Annotated in this window: 32 protein-coding genes and 1 tRNA gene; 20 read left to right on the forward strand and 13 right to left on the reverse strand. The window is 65.2% G+C overall.

The genetic code is table 11. The features are described from left to right. Nucleotide 1: 1 nt before the first annotated feature. The 3 genes from R2676_RS21420 (at nucleotide 2) to R2676_RS21430 (ending at nucleotide 2,356) form a co-directional block, all read left to right on the forward strand. The gene (locus tag R2676_RS21420) at nucleotides 2–511 is read left to right on the forward strand and encodes a TlpA family protein disulfide reductase (protein ID WP_206272617.1); all 510 of its coding nucleotides are present in this window, start codon (nucleotides 2–4) and stop codon (nucleotides 509–511) included. Further along, entirely contained in the window at nucleotides 511–2,232 is a 1,722-nt protein-coding gene (gene soxB, locus R2676_RS21425) for a thiosulfohydrolase SoxB (RefSeq protein ID WP_206272616.1), read from the forward strand. The genes R2676_RS21420 and soxB overlap by 1 nt, the downstream gene beginning before the upstream one ends. A 48-nt stretch (nucleotides 2,233–2,280) precedes the next feature. After that, nucleotides 2,281–2,356 (forward strand) — tRNA-Ala (locus R2676_RS21430). A 263-nt stretch (nucleotides 2,357–2,619) separates the two neighbouring features. On the opposite strand, the gene R2676_RS21435 is transcribed toward R2676_RS21430, so the two are convergent. Both R2676_RS21435 and R2676_RS21440 read right to left on the reverse strand, forming a co-directional pair. Then, a complete protein-coding gene (locus R2676_RS21435; protein ID WP_316887448.1) occupies nucleotides 2,620–3,570 on the reverse strand; it encodes a hypothetical protein in 951 nt (316 codons plus the stop codon). 3 nt (nucleotides 3,571–3,573) lie between these two features. Beyond that, nucleotides 3,574–4,809, reverse strand: coding sequence for a hypothetical protein (locus R2676_RS21440; RefSeq protein ID WP_316887450.1), 1,236 nt, complete (start codon nucleotides 4,807–4,809; stop codon nucleotides 3,574–3,576). 244 nt (nucleotides 4,810–5,053) lie between these two features. On the opposite strand from R2676_RS21440, the gene R2676_RS21445 reads away from it, so the two are divergent. Further along, nucleotides 5,054–5,401, forward strand: a complete 348-nt coding sequence (locus R2676_RS21445; protein ID WP_105793832.1) for a helix-turn-helix domain-containing protein — start codon at nucleotides 5,054–5,056, stop codon at nucleotides 5,399–5,401. Further along, nucleotides 5,398–6,330 carry an ImmA/IrrE family metallo-endopeptidase gene (locus R2676_RS21450; RefSeq protein ID WP_316887453.1) on the forward strand — a complete coding sequence of 311 codons (933 nt, stop codon included), beginning with the start codon at nucleotides 5,398–5,400 and terminating at the stop codon, nucleotides 6,328–6,330. The genes R2676_RS21445 and R2676_RS21450 overlap by 4 nt, the downstream gene beginning before the upstream one ends. 70 nt (nucleotides 6,331–6,400) lie before the next feature. Here R2676_RS21450 and R2676_RS21455 read toward each other — a convergent pair whose 3' ends face one another. The 8 genes from R2676_RS21455 to R2676_RS21490 form a co-directional block, all read right to left on the reverse strand. Continuing rightward, nucleotides 6,401–6,655, reverse strand: a complete 255-nt coding sequence (locus R2676_RS21455; protein ID WP_458646524.1) for a transposase — start codon at nucleotides 6,653–6,655, stop codon at nucleotides 6,401–6,403. A gap of 128 nt (nucleotides 6,656–6,783) precedes the next feature. Further along, entirely contained in the window at nucleotides 6,784–8,136 is a 1,353-nt protein-coding gene (locus tag R2676_RS21460; protein WP_316887455.1) for a sensor histidine kinase, read from the reverse strand. Then, nucleotides 8,112–8,777 (reverse strand): response regulator transcription factor, encoded by a 666-nt coding sequence (locus R2676_RS21465; protein ID WP_316887456.1) that lies wholly within the window; start codon nucleotides 8,775–8,777, stop codon nucleotides 8,112–8,114. Before R2676_RS21465 ends, R2676_RS21460 begins: the two co-directional genes overlap by 25 nt. Nucleotides 8,778–8,799: 22 nt before the next feature. Next, nucleotides 8,800–9,558 (reverse strand): COG4705 family protein, encoded by a 759-nt coding sequence (locus R2676_RS21470; RefSeq protein WP_316887457.1) that lies wholly within the window; start codon nucleotides 9,556–9,558, stop codon nucleotides 8,800–8,802. A 16-nt stretch (nucleotides 9,559–9,574) separates the two neighbouring features. Continuing rightward, a complete protein-coding gene (locus R2676_RS21475; RefSeq protein WP_316887459.1) occupies nucleotides 9,575–10,027 on the reverse strand; it encodes a hypothetical protein in 453 nt (150 codons plus the stop codon). 35 nt (nucleotides 10,028–10,062) lie between these two features. Beyond that, complete coding sequence (locus R2676_RS21480) at nucleotides 10,063–10,845, reverse strand: COG4705 family protein (RefSeq protein WP_316887461.1); 783 nt, start codon at nucleotides 10,843–10,845, stop codon at nucleotides 10,063–10,065. A 69-nt stretch (nucleotides 10,846–10,914) separates the two neighbouring features. After that, nucleotides 10,915–11,511, reverse strand: coding sequence for an undecaprenyl-diphosphatase (locus tag R2676_RS21485; RefSeq protein ID WP_316887462.1), 597 nt, complete (start codon nucleotides 11,509–11,511; stop codon nucleotides 10,915–10,917). Nucleotides 11,512–11,567: 56 nt separating this feature from the next. Further along, on the reverse strand, nucleotides 11,568–11,903 hold the full coding sequence (locus tag R2676_RS21490; RefSeq protein WP_074921913.1) for a PepSY domain-containing protein: 336 nt from the start codon (nucleotides 11,901–11,903) through the stop codon (nucleotides 11,568–11,570). A 240-nt stretch (nucleotides 11,904–12,143) separates the two neighbouring features. Between R2676_RS21490 and R2676_RS21495 the strand changes: the two genes are divergently transcribed. From R2676_RS21495 to R2676_RS21510, 4 genes are read left to right on the forward strand one after another with little or no spacing between them, the layout of a single operon-like run. Continuing rightward, a complete protein-coding gene (locus tag R2676_RS21495) occupies nucleotides 12,144–12,359 on the forward strand; it encodes a hypothetical protein (protein WP_316887464.1) in 216 nt (71 codons plus the stop codon). Next, nucleotides 12,356–12,826, forward strand: coding sequence for a DUF2924 domain-containing protein (locus R2676_RS21500; RefSeq protein ID WP_316887467.1), 471 nt, complete (start codon nucleotides 12,356–12,358; stop codon nucleotides 12,824–12,826). The genes R2676_RS21495 and R2676_RS21500 overlap by 4 nt, the downstream gene beginning before the upstream one ends. Beyond that, nucleotides 12,823–14,235 (forward strand): recombinase family protein, encoded by a 1,413-nt coding sequence (locus R2676_RS21505; RefSeq protein WP_316887469.1) that lies wholly within the window; start codon nucleotides 12,823–12,825, stop codon nucleotides 14,233–14,235. The genes R2676_RS21500 and R2676_RS21505 overlap by 4 nt, the downstream gene beginning before the upstream one ends. Next, complete coding sequence (locus R2676_RS21510; RefSeq protein WP_316887470.1) at nucleotides 14,232–14,702, forward strand: hypothetical protein; 471 nt, start codon at nucleotides 14,232–14,234, stop codon at nucleotides 14,700–14,702. The genes R2676_RS21505 and R2676_RS21510 overlap by 4 nt, the downstream gene beginning before the upstream one ends. A gap of 2 nt (nucleotides 14,703–14,704) precedes the next feature. Here the strand turns inward: R2676_RS21510 and R2676_RS21515 are convergent, their stop codons facing one another. From R2676_RS21515 to merT, 3 genes are read right to left on the reverse strand one after another with little or no spacing between them, the layout of a single operon-like run. Beyond that, on the reverse strand, nucleotides 14,705–14,926 hold the full coding sequence (locus R2676_RS21515; protein ID WP_316887471.1) for a GDCCVxC domain-containing (seleno)protein: 222 nt from the start codon (nucleotides 14,924–14,926) through the stop codon (nucleotides 14,705–14,707). Then, complete coding sequence (gene merP / locus R2676_RS21520; protein ID WP_316887472.1) at nucleotides 14,923–15,210, reverse strand: mercury resistance system periplasmic binding protein MerP; 288 nt, start codon at nucleotides 15,208–15,210, stop codon at nucleotides 14,923–14,925. The genes R2676_RS21515 and merP overlap by 4 nt, the downstream gene beginning before the upstream one ends. A gap of 15 nt (nucleotides 15,211–15,225) precedes the next feature. Beyond that, nucleotides 15,226–15,600, reverse strand: a complete 375-nt coding sequence (merT, locus tag R2676_RS21525) for a mercuric ion transporter MerT (RefSeq protein ID WP_316887474.1) — start codon at nucleotides 15,598–15,600, stop codon at nucleotides 15,226–15,228. Nucleotides 15,601–15,641: 41 nt separating this feature from the next. On the opposite strand from merT, the gene merR reads away from it, so the two are divergent. From merR to R2676_RS21580, 11 genes are all read left to right on the forward strand, one after another. Continuing rightward, nucleotides 15,642–16,055, forward strand: a complete 414-nt coding sequence (merR, locus tag R2676_RS21530; protein WP_316887476.1) for an Hg(II)-responsive transcriptional regulator — start codon at nucleotides 15,642–15,644, stop codon at nucleotides 16,053–16,055. A gap of 186 nt (nucleotides 16,056–16,241) precedes the next feature. Further along, nucleotides 16,242–16,505, forward strand: coding sequence for a helix-turn-helix transcriptional regulator (locus R2676_RS21535; protein WP_316887477.1), 264 nt, complete (start codon nucleotides 16,242–16,244; stop codon nucleotides 16,503–16,505). A gap of 11 nt (nucleotides 16,506–16,516) precedes the next feature. After that, nucleotides 16,517–16,996, forward strand: a complete 480-nt coding sequence (locus R2676_RS21540; protein WP_316887478.1) for a hypothetical protein — start codon at nucleotides 16,517–16,519, stop codon at nucleotides 16,994–16,996. A gap of 2 nt (nucleotides 16,997–16,998) precedes the next feature. After that, on the forward strand, nucleotides 16,999–17,280 hold the full coding sequence (locus R2676_RS21545; RefSeq protein WP_316887479.1) for a hypothetical protein: 282 nt from the start codon (nucleotides 16,999–17,001) through the stop codon (nucleotides 17,278–17,280). Between the two features lie 2 nt (nucleotides 17,281–17,282). Continuing rightward, nucleotides 17,283–18,056 carry a BRO-N domain-containing protein gene (locus tag R2676_RS21550; protein ID WP_316887480.1) on the forward strand — a complete coding sequence of 258 codons (774 nt, stop codon included), beginning with the start codon at nucleotides 17,283–17,285 and terminating at the stop codon, nucleotides 18,054–18,056. After that, nucleotides 18,056–18,907 (forward strand): ATP-binding protein, encoded by an 852-nt coding sequence (locus R2676_RS21555; RefSeq protein WP_316887481.1) that lies wholly within the window; start codon nucleotides 18,056–18,058, stop codon nucleotides 18,905–18,907. Before R2676_RS21550 ends, R2676_RS21555 begins: the two co-directional genes overlap by 1 nt. A gap of 5 nt (nucleotides 18,908–18,912) precedes the next feature. After that, nucleotides 18,913–19,551, forward strand: coding sequence for a hypothetical protein (locus tag R2676_RS21560; RefSeq protein ID WP_316887482.1), 639 nt, complete (start codon nucleotides 18,913–18,915; stop codon nucleotides 19,549–19,551). 9 nt (nucleotides 19,552–19,560) lie between these two features. Next, a complete protein-coding gene (locus tag R2676_RS21565) occupies nucleotides 19,561–20,049 on the forward strand; it encodes a DUF6511 domain-containing protein (RefSeq protein WP_316887483.1) in 489 nt (162 codons plus the stop codon). Next, nucleotides 20,046–20,783, forward strand: coding sequence for a PD-(D/E)XK nuclease family protein (locus tag R2676_RS21570; RefSeq protein WP_316887484.1), 738 nt, complete (start codon nucleotides 20,046–20,048; stop codon nucleotides 20,781–20,783). Before R2676_RS21565 ends, R2676_RS21570 begins: the two co-directional genes overlap by 4 nt. Beyond that, nucleotides 20,780–21,007 carry a helix-turn-helix domain-containing protein gene (locus R2676_RS21575; RefSeq protein ID WP_316887486.1) on the forward strand — a complete coding sequence of 76 codons (228 nt, stop codon included), beginning with the start codon at nucleotides 20,780–20,782 and terminating at the stop codon, nucleotides 21,005–21,007. The genes R2676_RS21570 and R2676_RS21575 overlap by 4 nt, the downstream gene beginning before the upstream one ends. Then, entirely contained in the window at nucleotides 21,000–23,282 is a 2,283-nt protein-coding gene (locus R2676_RS21580; RefSeq protein WP_316887488.1) for a phage/plasmid primase, P4 family, read from the forward strand. The genes R2676_RS21575 and R2676_RS21580 overlap by 8 nt, the downstream gene beginning before the upstream one ends. Nucleotides 23,283–23,404: the final 122 nt, after the last annotated feature.

Raw genomic sequence — 23,404 nt, forward strand, 5'->3', positions numbered from 1 at the left:
CATGCACACGCTTCGACGGTTCGTGATGTGGACGGCAGCGGCGATGGTGTTTGCCGCCACGCAGTTTGCCAATCATGCGCAGGCCGTCGAAGTGGGCGATGTGGTGGCGCTGCCCGACGTGCAGTTGCTCGACGGCACGCGCGTGCCGGGCGATGCATGGCGCGGGCACCCCGCCATCATCGCCACGTGGGCATCGTGGTGCCCGTTCTGCGCGCTGCAGAACCCGCGCCTTCAAAAGCTCTACGACGCCACGCGCGGCACTGACCTGCGCATCCTCACCATCAGCATCGACGCCAACCCGCAGCTCGCGAAAGACTACGTCGCCAAGCGCGGCTTCACCTTCCCGGTGACGATGGAAACCGACGCCCTGTGCGCCGCCACCGGCCCGCGCAAGGGCCTGCCCGAACTGCTCGTGCTCGACGCCAAGGGCCGCGTGGTGCGCAAGGAAGTCGGCGAGATGCTGGAAGACGACGTGGCCGACTTGGCACGCTACGCACACAGCTCCAAATAATGAACCGTCGCGAATTCGTTCAAGCCCTGGCGATTGCCGCAGCCGCCGGCCTGCGCCTGACCGACGCGCACGCCGATACGTTCAGCTATGACGTGCCGCGCTTCGGCAACGTCCACCTGCTGCACTTCACCGACTGCCACGCGCAGTTGCTGCCCATTGAATACCGCGAGCCCAGCGTCAACCTGGGCGTGGCGCAATGGGCCGGGCAGCCGCCGCATCTGGTCGGGCACGCGCTGCTCAAGCGTTACGGCATTGCGCCGGGCTCGCGTGCCGCCCATGCCTTCACCGCGCTCGACTTTACCGAGGCCGCCCGCCGCTACGGCCGCATGGGCGGCTTCGCACACCTGGCCACGCTCATCAAGCGACTGCGCGCCACGCGCCCGAATGCGCTGCTGCTGGATGGCGGCGACACCTGGCAGGGCTCCGCCACCGCGTTGTGGACCAACGGCCAGGACATGGTCGACGCGGCCCTTGCGCTGGGCGTGGACGTCATGACCCCGCACTGGGAGATGACCTACGGCGCTGACCGCGTGCGCCACGTGGTCGATCACGATTTCAAGAACAAGGTCGCCTTTGTTGCGCAGAACATCCAGACCGCCGACTTTGGTGATCCGGTGTTCGACCCATATGTGCTGCGCGAGCTGAACGGCGTGCCGGTCGCCATCATCGGGCAGGCGTTTCCGTACACGCCGATCGCGCACCCGGCGGATTTCACGCCAGACTGGACGTTCGGCATTCAGGAAGAACGGCTGCAGAAGATGATTGACGAGGCGCGCGGCAAGGGCGCCAAGGTGGTCGTGCTGCTGTCGCACAACGGCATGGATGTCGACCTGAAGCTCGCCTCGCGCGTGCGCGGGCTGGACGCCATCCTGGGTGGGCATACGCACGACGCGGTGCCCGCACCCGTCAAGGTCAGCAACGCGGGCGGCGTGACGCTCGTCACCAACGCGGGCGCCAACGGCAAGTTTGTCGGCGTGCTCGATCTGGATGTGCGCGGCGGCACCGTGCGCGACATCCGCTATACGTTGCTGCCCGTGTTTGCCGACCTGCTGCCGGCCGACCCCGCCATGACGGCGCTGATTGACCGCGTGCGCGCGCCGTACAAAGACAAGCTGGGCGAAACGCTGGCCACCAATCGCGGGCTGCTGTACCGGCGCGGCAACTTCAACGGCACGTTCGATCAGCTCATCGTCGACGGCCTGATGCACGCGCAGGGCGCCGAGATTGCCTTCTCGCCCGGCTTCCGCTGGGGCACCACGCTGCTGCCCGGCGACGCCTTGACCATGGAAGCGCTGATGGCCCAGACCGCCATCACCTACCCGGCCACCACGCTCACCGAGATGACCGGCGCCACCATCAAGACCGTGCTGGAAGACGTGGCCGACAACCTGTTCAACCCAGACCCGTACTACCAGCAGGGCGGCGACATGGTACGCACCGGCGGCCTGCGCTACACCATCGACCCGATGAAGCCCATGGGCCAGCGCATTACCGACATGCGCCTGGGGCCGGGCGACGGCAAGCCCATCGACGCCGACCGCCGCTACAAGGTGGCCGGCTGGGCCGCCGTGTCGCCCGAAGCCCGCAAGGCCGGCGGCCGCCCCGTGTGGGACGTACTGGCCGACTGGCTGCGCGACCAGCGCGAAGTGACCGCCAGGCCGCTGAACACGCCGCGCATTGTCGGCATGGAAGGCAATCCGGGCATGGAAAACGCGGGTTAAACCCCCGATTGAAAGGGCCCGGGGAGTTCGGGTAGACTCATTTTCCACGGGCCGATAGCTCAGCTGGGAGAGCGCCGCGTTCGCAATGCGGAGGTCGGGAGTTCGATCCTCCTTCGGTCCACCACTATTCAGCGCCCAACCGTTCTCGGTTGGGCGTTTTCATTTGCGGATTCCGCACACCACGCGGGCTTCCGGGCCGTTCTGCGTGTGCCGCCAGTCGTCTGGCCAAGGGCGACACCGCGCCCAGTTTGCCCCTGTTCCGCCCTATCTTCTCTCGAAACCTGCGCCAACTTCTTCGCCGTGGCACACGCATGCGGTCGAGTCTGGCCGTGATTTACGCGCGTGCCGCCGCCATCGGTTGTCCAGCGAACTTGGAGCAGCAATCCATCACGCCAACGCACCCGCCGCGCAGGGCATCGAGTACAACCCTGCGCGTTGCTGCGTGACCACGAGGGCAACGTAGGCCGCGTGCTGCGCCGCAGGTTCCGGCTTGCCCTTGTCCTTCGCCTTGATCTTGAACAGGTCGCTCGGCTTGGCGCTGTCCAGGCCCGCGCGCTGCATGATCCGATCCGCTGTCGTGGCCTCGCCCTTGAACGACCACAACGCCTCGAACACCTTGGCCTGACCGTCTGTGAACCGGATCGGTGTGCTGCTGATATCAGGCAGCGTCGCCCATTTGAAGTCCGCCGAGAATGGCCCATTCACCGGCGCGGCCGGATTGGCGACTGCTGGTGTCGCGGCTGGCGTCGAGGGGATGAACGTGATCCCGCCGCCGTAGAACATGAAGCGTTCCTCCAGCACCAACCACTCGACGCCCGCACCGAAAGGCGAGCCGCGAGTCGTGCTCGGCCTCGGCGTGATCACGCGGATGTGGCCGCCCGCCACGCGCACGCGATCCAGCAGCGCGGGTTCGTGCAACACCCGCGCCAGGTCGCGGGCCAGCAGCACGGGCGACCGTCGAGCATCGCCGAGCCGCCACACCTCGCCGCCCAGATCATCGATGCCGTCGCGGCTTTCGATGCCGAGCGCGAGACGCATCTTCTGGTGCAGCCAGTCTTCGTCCAAGGCCAACGCCGCGCCGTCTGCTGCTTCGACGGCCACTGGCCCGCAGTCCGGGCAGCGGCACATCCGCCCACCACGACCATCGCCCCAGACCTGAGCTCGGTGCTGCTGGCAGTGCGGGCACAGCACGAAGGACTGATCCACAACCGTCGGCCTGACCGCCTTGCCGAGGACTGACAGGGCTGCCACCTCGCGCGGCGACAGCATGGCGCGGAGCACGGGCGTGCCGCCCGCGAAGAGACGGCAGACCAAGGCCCATGCATCGTGCGCCGCCATCGATCAGTCCTCGAACGCCGAGGAGGAACTGATCGCGTTCGCTTCCGGCGGAAGCTCCTGCGCGCTCAGGGTCTGGCCCTTCTGCAAGATGCCCACCGAGACCAGATAGCCTTCCAGCTGCGCCTGCATCTTGGCATCGAACTTGTGCAGGTTCAGCCGCCCCTTGCTGGTCACCTCGATGGTGACCACCTTGGCACGCGTGCGGCCCGGCTCGGGGGGATAGTAGAGATTGACCTGCGCCGCCGTCACCACCCACTGGCCCTCCAGCGGGCCGGGCAGCTTCTCCTTCAACAGATCATGCACCGAGCGTTGCTGGCTGGACTGCATCGCAGTGCATTCGATCTTCAGCGCAGCGTCCGGGCTGAGGAGCGTGAGCGCCTTCAGTTGTACCATCGAGAAACCGTCCTCGAACGCCTCCGGCACGTCGAAGCCGGTGCGCAGCATCGACAAATCCAGGGTCGGCGACTTGATCCGGTGCGCGCTCGCCTTGACGCCCAGCACGTGCTCGGCGAAGGCCTCGACCAGCATCTGCTGGTATTTCTGGCCGCCGCGCACCAGCGTGCGCACCACGCCGGTGGACTTGGCGTACTCCAGCACCATGTGGATGTTGGGATTGCCGACGCGACGCTTCAGGGTCGAACCCTCGAACTCCAGCCGCAGCATGGCCATGTCCTTGACGTGGACGGTGAGCAGGAACACGCCGGGGCTGCGCTCGACCAAGTGCGCCACGCTGCTGTCGCCACACTGCATCTCGCGCTTGTAGAACGCCGAGATGGCGTGGCGCAGCGCGGCCAGGTTGGTGTCCGAACCGTTCGGCTGGCGCTTGACGCCCAGATCGTATTGCTGGGTCTGCGGCCCGTGGTGCTCCCAGAAGCTGAAGTCGTAGGCGCGCTCGAACAGCGCCGGGTGGTTGACGTACAGCCAGAACGAGCGGTGGACGTCGCTGCGGCACAGCGTCAGGCCTGCCAGCGCTGCGCCGTCCGCCACCACGGCCTCGAACATCGCCTGCTTGCCCGCCGCGTCGCCCAGTTGGACGGCGGCCATGAGGTTGGCGATCATCTGGTCGCGGGCGGCGGTGTCGGGCCAGACCTTGACCGCCTCCACCAGAAACTGGCTGGTCTCCGGCGTGTCGTCCCACGCGAACCCGTCGGGTACCGGCAGGCCATGTGAGGTCAGGAAGTCGCGCAGCGTGGCGTCCACCGGCAGCTCGAGCATCACGTCGACAAAGGTTTTCTTCATCTTCTCGGTCCTTTCCGAAGAGGCGTCGGAGGTCTGCGGACCGATGGGCGGGCACGCGAGCCGGCGACAGGGTTGCTGAACGCGAATCTCGTGTAAGTAAAGCCACGAGATACATGGGCGATTCTGAACCGCGGATTTCCGCTTGTCAATCAAAGGGGCACAGCTAGACATTTTGCGTATCTCGCTGCTATACTGATAGTCTTGATTCATTCACCGGCTGTTTAGCTGCGACAGGAGCATCGCCATGGCTTCGGCGTTTGGAGCACGCCTGCGGCGCTTGCGCGAGGCGAAGAAGTTGACCCTGCAACAGGTCGCCGACGCGGTCGGCTGCACCAAGGCCTACATCTGGGAATTGGAGATGAAGGAGGGACAGCGCCCGACGGCCGAGCGCGTGCAGGCGCTGGCCAAGGTGCTGGGCGTGACCATGGAGGACATCATGGGCGAGCCCATGCCCTCTGTTCCCGACGCCAGTCCCGAAGACGTGGTCTTCTTCCGCACCTATGCCGGCATGACGGAAGACGAAAAAGACCGGGTCCGTAAAGCGCTCAAGATCATTTTCCCCGACAAGGACCTGCCGGAGTCGAAGGGATGAGTTCCCCGCAGGCCCTCACCGGTTCCATCGCCGCCAGCCATGTCATCAAATGGCTGCGAGCGTGGTACCGCGACGAGGGCATGCCCGAGGCCATCGACCTCGATGTCGTGCGGCAGATGCTGCCGGGCACGCCCTATGGCACGGGCGTGCGGGAGATCAGGCCGCCAGTGCCATTCGACGACGATGCCTTCGAAGGGATGCTGGCGCGCAATCCCGATGACCAGGAAGTCTGGGGCATCGCCTACAACGGCAAGACCAGACCCGAGCGCCAGCGCTTCACCATCGCCCACGAACTGGGCCACTTCATCCTGCATCGCGGCCAACAGCAACGCTTCAACTGCGACAAGCAAAGCGTCCATACTGGCATCGCCACGCTGCGCGACATTGAACGGCAGGCCGACGATTTCGCCAGCAACCTGCTGATGCCCGGCGATCTGCTGCGCGACTGGATTTCGAGCCAGCGCATCGACCTGCACGTCCTCAGCGCCATCGCCAAGCGGTTTCAGGTTTCGTTCGAGGCGCTGTGCATCCGCTTCATCAAGTTCACCACGCAGCGCGCGATCCTCGTCTATTGGGACAACGGCTACGTGAAGTACGAATGGCGCAGCAGCAGCGCCGTCAAGACGCGGGCGCGCATCCGGCGCAACGCCGATCCGCAGGAACCGCTGCCGGGCACGCTGGCCGCCGACGCCAGCGTCGATCAGGAATGGGATGGCACGGAGATGTCCGCCGCGATCTGGTGCCCGGAGGAGGCGCCACACATGAAGCTGCGCGAGTTCAAGCACAGCTACGGTGCCCGTGATCGCGTCCTTACCTTGCTGCTGCTCGAAAGCGCAGAGCCGCGCTCATGGGATCGGTCGTGGCGGGACAGCGAGAGCTTCGACAGTTATGACCAGTTCGTCTCGAATGGGCAATTGCCGGTACGGTAGCGGAGTCAAGTCCAAAATCTGCTGTAAATTCTCTTCGCTTCGGCTGTCGTTTTTTTCTATGAATCGCTCTTCAGGCAGCGTGAGAGAGCCGCCGCGCGGCTGACGGTTTTTTGTCCTGCTCGGCTTTCCATTCGTGGAACTGGCTCATGTCGAAGTAGCGCCGTTCTTGCCAGACCTCGTTCTGTTCGGCGAGCAACGCGCCGATCAGACGCAAGGCCGAGGCGTCGTTCGGGAAGATGCGAATCACGCGCTCGCGCCGCCGGATCTCTTCGTTCACCTGCGCCTGCAAAACCTGGTTCAAAACCGTCTCCACCAGCTTCGCCAATTCGTCCTGACCGCCCAGCGACCTTGGCGAAAATAGCCGTCAGCGCGGCAAACACAGCCGATAGCATCGCCCAATAGAACCAGCTAGTTGAAGTAACCATTTCGCCCCTCTCCATGTTTCTCAAGTCGTTACCTCCTGGGAACGATAACGGCAACACTTAAGCCGGTCTTCTGAGTTTCGTCCACGAAGTCGAGGCGGATTTCTGCACCAATGCGATGGGCAATTGCTTGGACAATGGATAGCCCCAGGCCCGAACCGATCTGCTCGCTGCCCAGCGTGCGGTAGAAGGGATCAAAAACCCGGTCCCGTTCGGCCAGCGGGATGCCAGGCCCGCTGTCCTGAACACGCAGCTCGGCTTTCCCTTCCGATACACCCACGGAAAGATCGACCCTCCCGCCCTCCGGCGTGTAGCGGATGGCGTTATCGACCAGATTCTTGACCACGGCGATCATGTCTATCTCGCTCGCCCACACTTCGGCGTCTTGCGTGCCTTCGACCCCGATGTCGATGTGCTTGGCCTCGGCCAACGGCATGAGGTCTTCCAGCACACGGCGGTAGATGCCTTGAACGGATACCGGCGACGCCGGCGTATCAGTGGTCGACTGCGCCTTGGCCAAGGTCAGAAGTTGATCCAACAGGCTTCGGCCGCGCTCGATTCCTTGGCGCAAGACCGTCAATCGTTCGCGCGCCAGGCCGGACATTTCCGCCTCCGCCAGTCGTTCGGCTTGCAGCGAAAGGGCGGTCAACGGCGAGCGCAGCTCGTGCGCGGCATCCGCAACAAAGCGTCGCTGAGAGTCCATCGACTGGCCGACGCGGGCGAGCAACCGGTTGATCGCCACGGCGAATGGGCGCACCTCGACCGGAAGGTGGCGGTCTTCGACGGGGTGCAGTTCCTGCTCTGCCCGCTGGTCGATTTCCTTGGAAAGTGCCGCAATGGGCCGGAACATCTTGCGCACCAGGTCGGCGACGATCAGCAGCAGCACTGGCACGAGGATCAGGAAGGGCATCACTGAGCGCAGCGCTCCATCGCGGGCGATTTCATTGCGGAAGCCCGCTTCCTGCGCCACGGCGATGCGTTCACCGGCGGCCGTGGTCTTGACCAGTACACGGAATGTCTCGCCGCCGACCTCCAGCGTATGCAGCCCATCAGCCAGTGTCGTCGGCAGAGAAAGCGTGCCGCCTGCATCCACGCTGGCCTCAGATGGATTGGCCTCGTCCAAGCGCTGAACGATCACGCGCGATTCTTCATCGACATCTTTGGGGTGCACATCGGTCGTCGGCGGGGCCGGTGACAAGCGCTGCCGATCCATGAGTTGCGCCACCTGGCGCAGCACATCGTCCTGTAGCTCATGGGCTTCGTCGAAGGCGGACAGGAACGAGAACCCACCTGCCACGATGGCCACCACGAGGATGGCCAGCGACAGGGTGAAGGACAGCTTGAGCTGAACCGATTCGTTCAAGCGCCTTTTGAAACCATCCATCCCACCCCCCTGACGTTCTTGATGACCTCGCTGCCCAACTTGCGCCGCAGTGCATGGATCAGAAACTCGACGGCGTTGCTTTCGACCTCTTCCCCCCAGCCGTAGATGCGATCCTCCAGTTCACTGCGCGAGAGGATGGCTCCGGGCCGAACCAGCAAGGCTTGCAGCAGCGAGAATTCCCGGTTGGATAGTTGCACCGAGGAACCACCATTGACGCTGGCCTCTTTCGTGGCTGGATCAAGCGACACCACGCCATTGCTGAGAACGGGCGCTGCGGTGCCGCCCTTGCGCCGCAGAACGGCACGCATCCGGGCCAACAGCTCCGCCATCTGAAAGGGCTTGGACACGTAGTCGTCGGCCCCGCCGTCCAAGCCGCGCAGACGATCATCCAGGCCATCACGCGCCGTGATGATGAGCAGGGGAATCGGGTTGTTCTTGGCGCGGATGTTGGTCAGCACCTCTAGCCCATCCTTGCCTGGCAGACCCAGGTCGAGCAGAACCAAGTCATAGTGCTGGCAACCCAGTGTCGTGAGGGCGGTTGGTCCGTCTTTTACCCAGTCAGTCGCGTAGGACGCATCCTTCAACGCGCCCTGAATGGCTTCACCGATCATGGGATCGTCTTCGACCAGCAATACCCGCATTCCCCCTCCTTTCAATCCTTGTTCAATGCGCCGTCCGGGCTGCCCGCTGTTTGAATAGCAGGATCGCGGTCAGCATGAAGGCCAGCAACGCGGCCGACGCCGAATAGCGGCTTAGCGCCAGCCCCCCTGCGCTCAACGGCTTGTCCAGAAAGTCACCGACCACGGCACCCAGCGGACGGGTCAGGATGAACGCCGCCCAGAAAAGCAGCGTGCGGGACACGCTGGTCCAGTAGTAGGCCGCCACGATCAAAGCAAGCAACCCGCTGAACACGACCGCCGCGCCCGTGTAGCCGAGGCCCGCCGTATCCGCCGTCCAGTCACCCAGCGCCGTGCCCAGCGTCTGGGAGAACATGATCGTCAGCCAGTAGAAGGCTTCCGCCTTGGGTGAGCTGACGGAGCTCACCGATACGGAGCCGAGGGTGCGATGCCAGACGAAGAGCGAGCCGAGCAACAAGGCCAGCAGCAAGCTCGAGCCGCCAGCGTACCCGATTCCGAGCGAACGATCCGCAAAGTCGGCCAACGTCGTGCCGACCGTGGTGGTGGCGATGATGGTGATCCAGTACAGGAAGGGGTGGAAGCCCTTGGCTTTGACCTGTGCGACGACGGCAGCCAGGAAGATCACCGCGAAGATGCCGGTGCCGACCAAGTAGCCCAAATTCATGGACATCGAGACGGCATCGCCGCCGGTCTCGCCAAGCGTGGTGGCTGCAATCTTGATGAGCCAAAAGCCCAGCGTGACTTCGGGTACCTTGGCCAGGGCGTGTTCAGTGGATGTTTTCATGGAGCACTCTCACGAATCAGGCTTTGCCTTCGAGCGCGTCGAAGGTTTTCAGCAGAGCACCCATCGCAGCCTTGCAGTCAGCTTGGCTTGGCGTATCGGCACGCAACGCAGACAACGATTTGTCGATGGCCTTATCGAGCACATGCCAGTCGTCGGCAGCGCGCGGTTTCAGTCCGGCCTCGGCCGAATCCCAGGCCACCTCCAAATCCTTGATGCGGGTCTTGGCGGCGGGCAAATCGCCTTTGTCCACAATGGCGGCTACGTCTGCGGCGATGGTGCGAAATGCAGTCAGGTCGCCCAGTTTGGAGACAGCCTTGCCCTGCGCTGCCGAGCTGGCGTTGGCAAACGGTACAGGGGCGGTGCCCGCGCTGCCTTGGTCGGCAGGCTTGGAGCAGCCAGTGGCCAGGGCCACGAGCGCCACCGCCGACACGGCGGTGACAAGGCGGGCGATAGAGTGCTGATCGGGCATGATTTCTCCTTGGGAATTGGGAATTGGGAAGAGGGTTACTCGGCGGCTTGGGCGGAGCGGCCTGCGTTCATGCCTATCTGCGCAACGGCCACCAGCATGACGATGACTGAGAGGAACAGGGCGCTGGTCCACATGGCCCCCATGCCGAGGCCACCGTAAGTCTTGGCTTGCGTCAGCAAGTCGCCGAGCGCAGCGCCGAAGGGACGGGTCAGGATGTAGCCGATCCAGAAGGTCAGCACGGCGTTGCCACCCGTGCGCCAGGCGGCATAGGTAATGCCGATCAGCGCGCCGAAGGCGACAGCCCCCCAGGTAAAGCCCAAGCCCAGCGCTTCGGTCGCCAGATCACCGGCAGCGGTGCCCAGCGCAAACGTGCAGAGGATGGCTGACCAATAGAACAGCTCCCGGCTGCGCGTCACGATGTCGTGGATGGACAAGGTGCGTTCGACCCGATACCAGACAAAGAAGATCGCGGCGAGCGCCACGGCGAACGCCGATGTGCTGATGTACAAGCTGACGCCCAAGCCATCGGTCAACAGGTCGGTGATCTGGGTACCAACCACGCTGACCAACACGACCGTTAGCCAGTAAATCCAAGGGGTGTAGCGGCGGGTGCGCAGTTGCGTGAACAGGGCTACAGCCAGCAACGCACCCATGACGGTGCGCGTCAAGCCTTGGCCAAATCCCGCGTTGACCGCCAGGAAGTCGGCCCCTGTCTCGCCCACCGTCGTGGACATGATCTTGATGATCCAGAACGACAGCGTGACTTCAGGGACTTTGTTGAGCCAGTCGCTTGCTCTGACCGTGGGCAAATTGTTCATGGTGTTCTCCTGCCGAGGTGAAAGGGATTGCCGCCAGTCTGACCAGGCAAACTTAGCCCATCCATAGGCTCACTCGCGCACCCATCCCAGCGCGATCAGCCTGCCGAACAACAAGGAATGGATACGGGTCGCCAGTCGGTAGATCGGCCCCAAATACCAGCGTGCTTCGTGCAACGTCAGCACGGCGCTGAACGCTGCGACCGCAATGGCACCAAGCATGTCCAGTGGAAAGTGAACCCCCAGGTAGATGCGTGACCAGGCGATGGGGAGGCCAAACAGCGCCAAAGCGACGCCCACACTTCGCAGTCCTCGCTGTAGCACAAAGCTGATGGCAACCGACCACCATAGCGTCAGGTGATCGCTGGGGAATGACGAGTCGGCAACATGGGGAATGAGGGTATGACCCAGCCCTACCATGAAAGGCCGGGGATGCGACCAAGCCATGCCGATGATTTGGTTGGTCAGCAACCCAAGCAGGCCGGATGCGGTAGCGACCAGCAGCACTTTGCGAGTGTTTTCGTTGCCGCGCAGCCAGCCGATGCCGATCAGAATCGGGACGGCCCAGATGAGCCATTCCGCAAAGAAGGTGGCCAGCGTCACCACCAGAGCATTCGGGTGTTCAGGCGCGTTGAGCCACAGAAAGAATGTTTTGTTGAGATGTTCCATGAAGTCTCCGGACCGGATCACGACGTCATGCGCAATCCGGCCACACTGGCAGGCGGTCAGTCTTGCTTGTCGTGGTCGTCATCGTGATCCGCCTTGTCCTCGGCAGACGAGATGACGGTGCCCTTGTCGGCATCGACCCGGACATCGAAGACTTTGGCCCCGCTGACGACTTCCACGTCATAGACCCAGCCTTGCTTCGAGTTTTCATACTCGGCGCGCGATGCCTTGCCATTGGCGTGCTGCTCGGCAACGGTGACAGCCTGGGTGAGCGGAATCTTGGCCTTGGTGATCGCCAGGGCGTCGTTTTCCATGCCACCCTTGGCGGCGTAGGCAACAGCGCCAGTCGTAGCAATGGCGATGGCCAGAAGGGAAAGTTTGGTATAGCGGTACATGATTCTTCTCCAGAAGAGTGCAGGGATTTGCACGATGGAGAAGATGCGGCCCCAGACTTAGCTGGCACTGAGCCGGATCACTTCCGGAATTAAGCTGGTAGGTAGAGTCCTTCGATCTGACTGATGGGATGACAGCCGCAGCATCCTGCTCTGCATTCATCCCTCATTTCCGCCAAAACACGTTACGCGAAGTGCCCTCGGTTTCTAGCATGAGCAGCGTTTTCCATCGGAACGCCTGCCATGACAGAACTCGAACCCATCTCCATTTCCCCGCCGTCTGACCGTCCCCGGCACGCGCATCAGGAAATCGCCGACCTGCTGGCCGGGGCGCTGTTGCGCCTGCGCGCGCGTCCGTCACGCGACACCACCGAAAACAGCAAGTGCGTTCGCCTTGGCTTCGCCGGCCAACAGCGCGTGAATGCGAACCCCGATCACCCCCACGGAGTTCGCCCATGACAGCACACGCACCATCCACCACCACCTCGGTCGCCGCCCAGGTCGCCGGGCTTCCCCATCTCTCGATGGACGATCTCTGGAAACTGTGGGACGAGCATTTCGACGAGCGGCCCGGCCACCATCATCGCGGGTGGCTCGAGAGCCGACTGGCCTACCGGATTCAGGAGCGCGCATTCGGCGGCCTGAAGCCCTCGCTGCGCAAGAAGCTCGAGGAAGTTGGCGAAACCGGCATCCTGCCCAAGCAACTGCGCGGCGACACCCAGCGCTTGCTGCCTGGAACCATCCTCACGCGCATCTACGACGACGTCGAGCATCGCGTGCTGGTGCGCGGCTCGGACGACTTCGAATATCAGGGGCGACGCTTCAAGAGCCTGTCCGCGATTGCGGGCCACATCACCGGCAGCCACTGGTCCGGCCCGGTGTTCTTCGGCCTCAAATCGCCCGCAGCGAAAAAGGTGACGGCATGAGTTCGCCGCGCGCCAACCCACTGCCGACGGTCACGCCGAAGAAGCGTTGCGCCGTCTACACCCGCAAATCCACCGACGAAGGGCTGGATCAGGAATACAACAGTCTCGAAGCGCAGCGCGACGCAGGCCTCGCCTTCATCGCCAGCCAGCGGCACGAAGGCTGGATCGCCGTCGGCGACGGCTACGACGACGGCGGCTACTCCGGCGGCAACATGGATCGTCCCGCGCTGCGCCGCCTGATGGCCGACATCGAGGCCGGGAAGATCGACACCGTCGTCGTCTACAAGATCGACCGCCTCACCCGCAGCCTGCCGGACTTCGCCAAGCTGGTCGAGGTGTTCGAGCGCAACGGCGTGTCCTTCGTTTCGGTCACCCAGCAATTCAACACCACGACCTCGATGGGGCGGCTGACGCTCAACATCCTGCTGTCCTTCGCGCAGTTCGAGCGCGAAGTGACCGGCGAGCGCATCCGCGACAAGATCGCCGCCAGCAAGGCCAAGGGCATGTGGATGGGTGGCGTCCCGCCCTTGGGCTACGACGTGGTCGAGCGCAAGCTCGTCGTCAACGAACGCGAGGCGGCTCTGGTGCGCGACATCTTCCGGCGCTACGCCGAGCATGGCTCGGCGGCGCGGCTGGTGCGCGAACTGGACATCGAAGGCCATACCACCAAGGCCTGGGTGACGCAGGCCGGGCGCGAACGCTCGGGGCGCACCATCGACCAGCAGTACCTCTTCTCGATGCTGCGCAACCGCATCTACCTGGGGGAAATCCGCAACCACGGCACCTGGTATCCCGCCCAGCACGAAGCGATCGTGTCGCCGGCTTTGTGGGACGCGGCGCACGCCTTCATCGAACGGCGCAAGCAAGCGCCGCGCGAGCACGCCGCCAAGCATCCGGCGCTGCTGGCGGGCCTGCTGTTCGCGCCCGACGGGCAGCGCATGCTGCACTCCTTCGTCAAGAAGAAGAACGGACGGCAGTACCGCTACTACGTTCCCTACCTGCACAAGCGGCGCAATGCGGGTGCGAGCCTGTCGCCGGGTGCGCCGGACGTGGGTCATCTGCCCGCCGCCGAAATCGAGAACGCGGTGCTGGCGCAAATCCAAGCGGCCCTGTCGGCTCCGCAGATGCTGATCGCGGTCTGGCGCGCCTGCCAGCGCCATCCCGCAGGGAGCTCGCTCGACGAAGCGCAGGTGGTGGTGGCGATGCAGCGCATCGGCGACGTGTGGGCGCAGTTGTTCCCCGCCGAGCAGCAGCGCATCACGCGGCTGCTGATCGAGCGGGTGCAACTGCACGGGCACGGGCTGGACATCGTCTGGCGCGAGGACGGCTGGATCGGATTCGGTGCCGACATCGGCGCGCATCCGCTGGTCGAGGAATCCAGCGAACAGGCCGAGGAAACACTGGCATGAGCACCACGACGGACCCGCGCAAGCGCGCCATCCGCGTCGAGGTCGGAACCGATGCCCGCAGCTACGTCAGCGACGGCCAGCGCGTCACGCTGGTGCCGCTGACGATCAAGCGCCGCCAGAACCGCAAACTGCTGATCCCGCCCGCGCCCGATGCCGCCACGGCGGTGGGCGGCTTCGACGTGCCGATGATCAAGACGCTCGGCAAGGCGTTCTACTGGAAGCGGCTGATCGACGAAGGCGTCTATCCGACGACCGCCGATCTGGCGCGCGCGCTGAAACTGGAGCCAGGCTGGGCGGCCGAGGTGCTGCGCATGACCCTGCTGGCCCCGGACATCGTCGAGGCGATCTTCGAGGGCCGCCAGCCGCGGCATCTGAACCTGCACACGCTGCGCGGGCGCCAAGACCTGCTGCCGCGCGACTGGGCCGAGCAGCGCAAGGCGCTGGGGTTCTCGCCACCCGAAAACTGACGTCAGCCAGTGCAACAGCCCGCCTTGCCCCGTTCTTGAACGGGCGGGCAAGGCACGGTGCCATAGGAGCAATAGACGCAGCAATCGCCGTGCTTGGGCTTGAGCACGGTGTGGCAGGCCTCGCACTCATAGAACCACTGGCAGGCGTCGGTGGGCATGAGCTCGGTCTTCGCGTGCCCGCACGCCGGACAGCGCAGGGTCGATTCCAGCACGAGGGCGTTCACTTCGCGCTCCCGGTCACGGTCGAAGGGTAGCCCGCGTCCTGGGCGGCCCGCATCAGCGCCTCGACGTTGGTCCTCGCGTCGTCGAAGGTCACCGTCGCCTCGCGCTTGTCGAGGTTCACGTCCGTCTTCGCCACGCCCGGCACTTTGCCGAGGGCTTTCTTGACCGTGATGGGACAGGCGGCGCAGTTCATGCCCGGCACTGAAAGCGTGACGGTCTTGGGGGCCGCCATCGCCGGCCCGCTCAGTGCGAGCGCGAGGCAGGCCCATGCCAGCAGACTTTTCATGACAACCTCCGTTCTTCAATAGAACCAGGGCGCGACCAGCGGAAAGCCCAGCGCCACGATCACCAGGGCGACCACGATCCCGAATAGCAGCTTGTAGCCGCGCCGTACCGACGGCACCGCGCAGGCCTGTCCGGGTTCGCACGCCGGGACCTTCGCCCAGATGCGCCGTCCGCCGAGAAACAACGCGACGAGGGCCGCGCCGATGAAGATCGGGCGGTAGGGTTCGAGGGCCGTCAGGTTGCCGATCCAAGCACCCGAGAAGCCGAGGGTCATCAGCACCAGCGGCCCGAGGCAACAGGTCGAGGCCAGGATCGCGGAGACGAACCCGGTCGCCAGCGCCATTCGACCGCTACCTGTATCGGCATGCGCGGTTGGGGAATCTGGTTTCATGGCGTAAGCTTACTTCCGTACTTAAGTACGTAGTCAAGACCATGAACGATATTTCTGATCGCGAGCCGATGACGATCGGCGCCCTGGCGCGCGCGGCCGGCGTCAATGTCGAAACCATCCGCTTCTACCAGCGCAAGGGGTTGATGCCCGAACCGGATCGCCCCCTGGGCAGCATCCGCCGCTACGGCGCCGATGAGCTGGGCCGTATCCGCTTCATCAAGTCGGCGCAGCGACTGGGCTTCAGTCTCGACGAAGTGGCCGATCTGCTCGAGCTCGAGGACGGCACACAGTGCCAACAAGCACGCGAGCAGGGGCGCAAGAAACTCGACGACGTCCGCGTCCGAATCGCCGACCTCAAACGCATCGAAGCCGCGCTCACGGACTTGGTCTCGCGGTGCTCGGCGACACGCGGCCGTGTGCGCTGCCCGCTCATCGACGCGCTCCACGACGCGTAGGCCGCCGCCCGCATCTAGTCTGATTCCCTTCGATGAGGCGAGCCACCGGCTCGCCCTTTTTGCGCCCTGTGGGCAGGGATTGGCGAACCCGAAGTTTCCGCGTGGTTCGCCATTGCGTCCCTTAAAGGTTCGCCGCCCGACGTCTGGAATGACACCTGTTCCTCAACAACGCAACAGGAGCGTTCCATGCAGACACCAGTCGGCACCATTCCCCGGTCGCCACAGCAGGCGATCAACAGCCTCTCACCCGGCGACCGCCGGGTGCTCAACGAAAACGAACTGGCCCAGCGGTGGGGCGTCAGCCCCAAGACCCTGCAGCGCTGGCGCAGCGAAGGTCGCGGCCCGCGCTACCTGAAGCTGTCCAAACGCGTCGGCTACCCCGTGGACGCGGTCATCGAGTTCGAGCGCCAGGCGCTGCACGACTCGACGTCCGAGCGCGCGGCGGTCTGAGGAGCGATGCTATGAACGACATCACCCTCTTTCCCGCCGACATCGCCGCGATGTCCGTCAGCCAGTTGGCGGCGCTGCCCGCCGCGCAGAAGGCCGAGATCGACAAGAACCTCGACGAGGCCCTCGACTGGCTCAAGAAGGCCCGCACCAAGTTCGACGCGGCGCTCGATGCCGCCTACGGCGAGCAGGCCCGCACGGCACTGCGCGATTCGGGCCGCGACTTCGGCACCGTGCACCTCGACGACGGCCAGCTGCGCATCAAGTTTGAGCTGCCCAAGAAGGTCAGTTGGGATCAGAAGCAACTGGCAGAAATCGCCGAGCGCATCGTGGCCTCGGGCGAGAAGGTCGAGGGCTACCTCGACATCAAGTTGTCCGTCTCCGAATCCCGCTTCACGAACTGGCCTCCGGCGCTCCAGCAGCAGTTCGCCGCCGCTCGCACCGTGGATTCCGGCAAGCCGTCCTTCACCCTTTCTCTCGATTCGGAGCACTGATCATGAGCACCAGCTTCATCGCTTCGCTGCGCAAGCAGCTGCCGTCCATGTACGGCGAACACCTTCCCGACGACATCCGCTATCGCGATGTCGACGGCCATGACGTGGTCGTCGCGCTCGACGCGGCCACGGTGGACGAACTGGCCTTCGCCATCCAGACCGCCAACGCCGAAGCCCTGGCGCTCGGCCGCCGCCGCACCGCGCTGGAGGAACTCCACACGGAGGTGCGCAAACGCGCCGCGCGTGGGGCCGACCGCATCGCCGACTTCGCGTGGGAGGAGTGATCATGAGCGCGATCATTCCCTTCCAGTTCGAAGCGCACGCCGTGCGCGTGCAGGTCGATGATGCTGGCCTGCCGTGGTTCAACGCCAGCGACGTCTGCGACGCATTGGAGATGGGCAACCCGTCTCAGGCGATCAAGTCGCACGTCGATGCCGATGACCTCCAGAAATTGGAGGTCATCGACAACCTCGGCCGCACGCAGCGCGCCAACCACGTCAACGAATCGGGCCTCTACGCCCTGATCCTCGGCAGCACCAAGGACGCCGCGAAACGCTTCAAACGCTGGGTGACCGGCGAGGTGCTGCCCGCGATCCGCAAGACCGGCGCGTACTCCGCCCCCGGCGCGCTGGCTTCCTTGCCCGCGCCGACCCACGACCGCGTGAGCGCGATCCTGCTGATCGGAGAGGCGGTCGCCAAGGTGCCGGGCGTCAAGACCGGCATTGCGATGGCGGCGACGCTGACCTGCATTCAGGAGAACACTGGCCTCACCACAGAGGTGCTGCGCCGCGCCCTTCCAGCCAAAAGCGCTGCCGCCAACGAGCCGATCTGTTCGCTCAATGCCACCCAGCTCGGCAAGCTGATGAACCGCTCGGCCAAGGCCACGAACCAGTTGCTGGCATCGCACGGCTTCCAGTTCCGCAACGACCGCGACGAGTGGGAACTGACCGAAGCCGGTGAAGCCTGGGCCGAGGCCATGCCGTACTCGCGCAATGGCCACAGCGGCTACCAGATCCTCTGGAACCCCGCCGTCGCCGAAGAGTTGAAGGAGGTGGCGTGATGTCCCTCCCGATCATCTCCGCGCAGCAGCGCATGGCCGAGCGCAAGGGCGTCAAGCTGCTGATGCTCGGCAAGTCCGGCATCGGCAAGACCACCCGGCTCAAAGATCTCGACCCGGCCACCACGCTGTTCCTCGACATCGAGGCGGGCGACCTGGCCGTGGCCGACTGGCCCGGCGACACCATCCGTCCGGCCTCGTGGCCGGAGTCGCGCGACTTCTTCGTGTTCCTCGCCGGGCCCGACAGGTCGCTGCCGCCGGAGGCCGCGTTCTCGCAGGCGCACTACGACCACGTCGTCGAGAAGTTCGGCGATCCGGCGCAGCTCGACCGCTACCACACCTTATTCCTCGACTCCATCACGCAGCTCTCGCGCCAGTGCTTCGCGTGGTGCAAGACGCAACCGGGGGCGGTCAGCGACCGAACCGGCAAGCCCGACATGCGCGGCGCTTACGGCCTGCTCGGTCAGGAGTTGGTCAGCGCCTTGACCCACCTGCAACACGCGCGCGGCAAGAACGTGGTGTTCGTCGCCATCCTCGACGAACGACTCGACGACTACAACCGCAAGGTGTTCGTTCCGCAGATCGAGGGCAGCAAGACCAGTCTCGAACTGCCCGGCATCGTCGACGAGGTCGTGACGCTGGCTGAAGTTCGCGCCGAGGACGGCAGCGCCTACCGCGCCTTCGTCACCCACACCGTCAACCCCTACGGCTACCCGGCCAAAGACCGCAGCGGTCGCCTCGACCTGCTCGAACCGCCGAACTTGAACGCGCTGATCGCCAAGTGCGCAGGCCTGTCGCCAGCACACATGCCCGCCAACACCACCACCCCCGCACCTATCGAATCTCAGGAGTAATCGCCATGACCAGCAACTGGAACGACTTCAACGACGCCGATGCCCAGCAATCCGGCTTCGACCTGATCCCCAAGGGCACCATCGCCCCGGTGCGCATGACCCTCAAGCCCGGTGGCTACGACGATCCGGCGCAGGGCTGGACGGGCGGCTACGCCACCGAATCCTTCGAGACCGGCGCGATCTACCTCGCCGCCGAGTTCGTCGTCACCGCCGGGGAGCACGCCAAACGCAAGATGTGGTCGAACATCGGCCTGCATTCCAAGAAAGGCCCGACCTGGGGCCAGATGGGACGCAGCTTCATCCGCGCCGCGCTCAACAGCGCGCGCAACGTCCATCCGCAGGACAACAGCCCGCAGGCCGCCGCCGCGCGCCGCATCCAGGGCTTCCACGAACTGGATGGCCTCGAATTCCTCGCCCGCGTGGACATCGAGAAGGACGCCAAGGGCCAAGACCGCAACGTCATCAAGCTCGCGGTCGAACCCGACCACCCCGAATACGCCAAGCTCATGGGCGTGCCGCCCAAGACCAAGACCGGCGGCGGCACCTCGGGCGCCCCGGCCACGGTGAGCGCATCGGCACCGTATGCCGCACCCGCCGCGCCGCAGCGTGCGCCGGTGACCGGCAAGCCCGCCTGGGCGCAGTGAGGGAGGCCGATGCAATGCTGGGTCTGCAAACGACAGGCGCGCGGCTACGGCCACACCGATGGCCGATTCAAGACCGCCGATCCGCGCCGCTACCCCATCGACTGGGTGTTCTGCTCGCGCCGCTGTCAGAACGCCTTTCACATGCTCTACGGCAACTGGATGCGCGCGAAGGAAGGCCGCATCGACAAGACGGAGGTCGCCATGATCGATCCGTCTGATATCGAACTGGCCGCGATGCGAAAGTGCCTGAAGGCCTTCGGCGAGGCTGCGGGCGAGATCGGCTTCGGCAAGCCCTTGGGCGACTACGCCGAAGCCGAAGCCATGCGCGTCATCGACGCCATCGTCACCTGCTACACGGAAGCGATGGTCGAGCACCACGAGGCAACCAAGTACCCGCCCGTGCGCGGCATGGCTGCGACCCCCGATCCGCTGGCGAACCCGTTCGCCGATCTGGAGGACGACCTGCCTTGGGATGAACCGAAGGGGAAGAAGCCATGATCGACTACAACTCCTCATCGAGCATTTCGGGCCAGATCACGGCGCTGGTCGATCTCGGCATGCAACGCGTCCGCGCGCAACAGCCCGCGCGCGACTACCTCGGTGCGTCGCGCCTGGGCGCGGCCTGCGAGCGCGCCTTGCAGTTCGAGTACGCCAAGGCTCCGGTCGATCACGGGCGCGCGACCTGCGGACGGATGCTGCGCATCTTCGAGCGCGGCCACGTCATGGAGGACTGCATGGTGGCGTGGCTGCGCGACGCGGGCTTCGACCTGCGCACGCGCAAGCCCGACGGCGGGCAGTTCGGCTTCTCCGACGCGCAGGGTCGGCTGCGCGGTCACGTCGATGGCGTGATCGTCGGCGGGCCGGAAGGCTTCCGCTATCCCGCGCTGTGGGAGAACAAAGCCTTGAGCGCGAAGTCGTGGCGCGAGCTGGAGGCGAAAGGCCTCGCGGTGGCCAAGCCGGTGTACGCGGCGCAGGTCGCGCTCTATCAGGCGCACCTGCAACTGCACGAGCACCCGGCGCTCTTCACCGCGATCAACGCCGACTCGATGGAGATCTACGTCGAGCTGGTGCCCTTCGACGCCGCGCTCGCGCAGCGCATGACCGACCGCGCGGTCAAGGTCATTTCTGCGACCGAGGCCGGTGAGCTGCTTCCGCGAAGCTTCAACGATCCCACCCATTTCGAGTGCCGCATGTGCGCGTGGCAAGACCGCTGCTGGAGGACGCCGACATGAACCATACGCCCTTGAATCAAGTGCTTGGCGAGCAACTGATCGACGTGCGCCAGGCCGCGCTGATGTTCAACCTGCCGTCGTACTGGCTCTCCCAAGCCAAAGAACGCAAGGAACGCCGCATCCCGCACTACCGCGTCGGCAAGCTCGTCCGCTTCAAGCCCAATGAACTTGAAGCGTGGATCGTCGCGCAGCAGTCCTCCGGCGAGGAGGCTGCGGATGCTTGATTTCAACGACACGCAGACCCCTGTTCCTCGTGACCTCGATGCCGAACGCGAAGCCATCCGCGCCGAACTGCGCGCGCGTCTGGAGCCGGTGCTGGCCGCGCTGTTCCCGGCAGGCAAGAAGCGTGGTGGCAAGTTCCTCGTCGGCGACGTCCTCGGTAGCCCCGGCGACAGCCTGGAGATCGTGCTTACCGGCGGCAAGGCGGGCTTGTGGACGGATCGCGCCACGGGCGACGGCGGCGACATCTTCACGTTGATCGCCGCGCACCTCGGCATCGATGCCCACGCCGATTTCCCACGCGTGCTCGACGCGGCGACCGAATTGCTCGGACGCGCTCCGGCGATACCGGCGCGCAAATCAAAGAAGGAAGCACCCGTCGACGACCTCGGCCCGGCCACCGCGAAGTGGGACTACCTCGACGCTTCCGGCAAGCTGATCGCGGTCGTCTATCGCTACGACCCGCCCGGCCGCAAAAAGGAGTTCCGCCCGTGGGACGCGCGCCGTCGCAAGATGGCCCCGCCCGATCCGCGCCCGCTCTACAACCAGCCGGGCATGACCAGCGCCACGCAGGTGGTGTTGGTCGAAGGCGAGAAATGCGCGCAGGCGCTGATCGACGCAGGCATCGTCGCCACCACGGCGATGCACGGGGCGAACGCGCCGGTCGAGAAAACCGACTGGTCGCCGCTGGCGGGAAAGGCCGTGCTGATCTGGCCCGACCGTGACAAACCGGGCTGGGAGTACGCGACGCAGGCGGCTCAGGCCATGCTGTCGGCCGGCGCGAAGACCTGCCACATCCTGTACCCGCCCGAGGAAGCGGCGGACGGCTGGGACGCGGCGGACGCCGTGATGGAGGGCTTCGACGTCGCGGCCTTCCTCACCCACGGCCCGCGTCTCCAGATGCACGACGTCGCCGACGACGCCGAGCCGGTCGTCAGCACCGACGAATCGGTTTGGGGCACGGAGGATGCGCTGGCGCTGGCCTTCACCCGGCGCTACCACCGCGACTGGCGCTACGTCGCTGCGTGGGGCCGCTGGCTGGTGTGGGACGGGCACCGCTGGCGCACCGAGGACACGCTGGCGGCCACCGACCTGATCCGCAGCGTCTGCCGTCATGCCGCCGTCCACGCCGACAACCCGAAGATCGCCGCCAAGCTGGCGAGCTCGGGCACGGTGGGCGGCGTCGAACGGCTGGCGCGTGCGGATCGCAGGCATGCGGCCACCACCGCCGAATGGGACGCCGATCCGTGGCTGCTCAACACGCCCGGCGGCGTGGTCGACCTCAAGACCGGCCGGCAGCGTCCGCACGACCGCGCTGACCGGATGACCAAGATCACCACGGCCACGCCGGGTGGCGACTGCCCGATCTGGAGGCAGTTCCTGGTGGAGATCACCGGCGGCGATGCCGAGCTGCAAGCCTACCTGCAACGGATGGCGGGCTACACGCTCACCGGATCGACGCAGGAGCACGCGCTGTTCTTCCTGTACGGCACGGGCGCGAACGGCAAGTCGGTGTTCGTCAACACGCTGGCCACGATCCTCGGCGACTACGCGACCAACGCGCCGATGGACACCTTCATGGAGACGCGCACCGACCGGCATCCGACCGACATGGCGGGCCTGCGAGGCGCGCGCTTCGTGTCTGCCATCGAAACCGAGCAAGGGCGGCGCTGGGCGGAATCGAAGGTCAAGAACCTCACCGGCGGCGACAAGATCTCCGCGCGCTTCATGCGGCAGGACTTCTTCGAGTTCTTCCCGCAGTTCAAGCTGGTCGTGGCGGGCAACCACAAGCCCGCCATCCGCAACATCGACGAAGCGATGAAGCGTCGGCTGCATCTGATCCCGTTCACGATCACCGTGCCGCCCGAGCGCCGCGACAAGCATCTCCAGCAGAAGCTCTTGGCCGAGCGCGACGGCATCCTGGCGTGGGCGGTTCAGGGCTGTCTCGAGTGGCAGCGTCTGGGTCGGCTCGATCCGCCGCAGCAGGTGCTCGAAGCGACCGAGGAGTATTTCGAGGCCGAGGACGCGCTGGGCCGCTGGCTCGACGAACGCTGCGTGCGCGAGGTCAACGCCAAGTCGCTGACCGCCGAGCTGTTCAACGACTGGAAGCAGTGGGCCGATTCCGCTGGCGAGTTCATCGGCTCGCAGAAGCGGTTCTCCGATCTGCTCATCACCCGTGGTGTCGAGAAGTGGCGCAACACGGCGGGTCTGCGCGGCTTCCGTGGTGTCGGCCTCAAGCATCCGCCCACGGCCGCTTACACCACTTACGCCGGCAACTGACCGCCATGCCGACACACCCGACTGACGGATTTGACGGACTACGTCGTAACTCCTACGCGCGCGTGCGCGTGCGCGCACCTCATGGGGAGTTTCGATGTGATCCGTCCGATCCGTCAGTCCGA

It is taken from the genome of Ralstonia flatus (assembly GCF_958439105.1).
In the GTDB taxonomy this organism is placed as follows: domain Bacteria; phylum Pseudomonadota; class Gammaproteobacteria; order Burkholderiales; family Burkholderiaceae; genus Ralstonia; species Ralstonia flatus.

Coding starts and splice junctions, on each gene's coding strand:
- R2676_RS21420 (WP_206272617.1), top strand. CDS start 2: ATGCACACGCTTCGACGGTTCGTGATGTGGACGGCAGCGGCGATGGTG.
- soxB (WP_206272616.1), top strand. CDS start 511: ATGAACCGTCGCGAATTCGTTCAAGCCCTGGCGATTGCCGCAGCCGCC.
- R2676_RS21435 (WP_316887448.1), bottom strand. CDS start 3,570: ATGGCGGCGCACGATGCATGGGCCTTGGTCTGCCGTCTCTTCGCGGGC.
- R2676_RS21440 (WP_316887450.1), bottom strand. CDS start 4,809: ATGAAGAAAACCTTTGTCGACGTGATGCTCGAGCTGCCGGTGGACGCC.
- R2676_RS21445 (WP_105793832.1), top strand. CDS start 5,054: ATGGCTTCGGCGTTTGGAGCACGCCTGCGGCGCTTGCGCGAGGCGAAG.
- R2676_RS21450 (WP_316887453.1), top strand. CDS start 5,398: ATGAGTTCCCCGCAGGCCCTCACCGGTTCCATCGCCGCCAGCCATGTC.
- R2676_RS21460 (WP_316887455.1), bottom strand. CDS start 8,136: ATGGATGGTTTCAAAAGGCGCTTGAACGAATCGGTTCAGCTCAAGCTG.
- R2676_RS21465 (WP_316887456.1), bottom strand. CDS start 8,777: ATGCGGGTATTGCTGGTCGAAGACGATCCCATGATCGGTGAAGCCATT.
- R2676_RS21470 (WP_316887457.1), bottom strand. CDS start 9,558: ATGAAAACATCCACTGAACACGCCCTGGCCAAGGTACCCGAAGTCACG.
- R2676_RS21475 (WP_316887459.1), bottom strand. CDS start 10,027: ATGCCCGATCAGCACTCTATCGCCCGCCTTGTCACCGCCGTGTCGGCG.
- R2676_RS21480 (WP_316887461.1), bottom strand. CDS start 10,845: ATGAACAATTTGCCCACGGTCAGAGCAAGCGACTGGCTCAACAAAGTC.
- R2676_RS21485 (WP_316887462.1), bottom strand. CDS start 11,511: ATGGAACATCTCAACAAAACATTCTTTCTGTGGCTCAACGCGCCTGAA.
- R2676_RS21490 (WP_074921913.1), bottom strand. CDS start 11,903: ATGTACCGCTATACCAAACTTTCCCTTCTGGCCATCGCCATTGCTACG.
- R2676_RS21495 (WP_316887464.1), top strand. CDS start 12,144: ATGACAGAACTCGAACCCATCTCCATTTCCCCGCCGTCTGACCGTCCC.
- R2676_RS21500 (WP_316887467.1), top strand. CDS start 12,356: ATGACAGCACACGCACCATCCACCACCACCTCGGTCGCCGCCCAGGTC.
- R2676_RS21505 (WP_316887469.1), top strand. CDS start 12,823: ATGAGTTCGCCGCGCGCCAACCCACTGCCGACGGTCACGCCGAAGAAG.
- R2676_RS21510 (WP_316887470.1), top strand. CDS start 14,232: ATGAGCACCACGACGGACCCGCGCAAGCGCGCCATCCGCGTCGAGGTC.
- merP (WP_316887472.1), bottom strand. CDS start 15,210: ATGAAAAGTCTGCTGGCATGGGCCTGCCTCGCGCTCGCACTGAGCGGG.
- merT (WP_316887474.1), bottom strand. CDS start 15,600: ATGAAACCAGATTCCCCAACCGCGCATGCCGATACAGGTAGCGGTCGA.
- merR (WP_316887476.1), top strand. CDS start 15,642: ATGAACGATATTTCTGATCGCGAGCCGATGACGATCGGCGCCCTGGCG.
- R2676_RS21535 (WP_316887477.1), top strand. CDS start 16,242: ATGCAGACACCAGTCGGCACCATTCCCCGGTCGCCACAGCAGGCGATC.
- R2676_RS21540 (WP_316887478.1), top strand. CDS start 16,517: ATGAACGACATCACCCTCTTTCCCGCCGACATCGCCGCGATGTCCGTC.
- R2676_RS21545 (WP_316887479.1), top strand. CDS start 16,999: ATGAGCACCAGCTTCATCGCTTCGCTGCGCAAGCAGCTGCCGTCCATG.
- R2676_RS21550 (WP_316887480.1), top strand. CDS start 17,283: ATGAGCGCGATCATTCCCTTCCAGTTCGAAGCGCACGCCGTGCGCGTG.
- R2676_RS21555 (WP_316887481.1), top strand. CDS start 18,056: ATGTCCCTCCCGATCATCTCCGCGCAGCAGCGCATGGCCGAGCGCAAG.
- R2676_RS21560 (WP_316887482.1), top strand. CDS start 18,913: ATGACCAGCAACTGGAACGACTTCAACGACGCCGATGCCCAGCAATCC.
- R2676_RS21565 (WP_316887483.1), top strand. CDS start 19,561: ATGCAATGCTGGGTCTGCAAACGACAGGCGCGCGGCTACGGCCACACC.
- R2676_RS21570 (WP_316887484.1), top strand. CDS start 20,046: ATGATCGACTACAACTCCTCATCGAGCATTTCGGGCCAGATCACGGCG.
- R2676_RS21575 (WP_316887486.1), top strand. CDS start 20,780: ATGAACCATACGCCCTTGAATCAAGTGCTTGGCGAGCAACTGATCGAC.
- R2676_RS21580 (WP_316887488.1), top strand. CDS start 21,000: ATGCTTGATTTCAACGACACGCAGACCCCTGTTCCTCGTGACCTCGAT.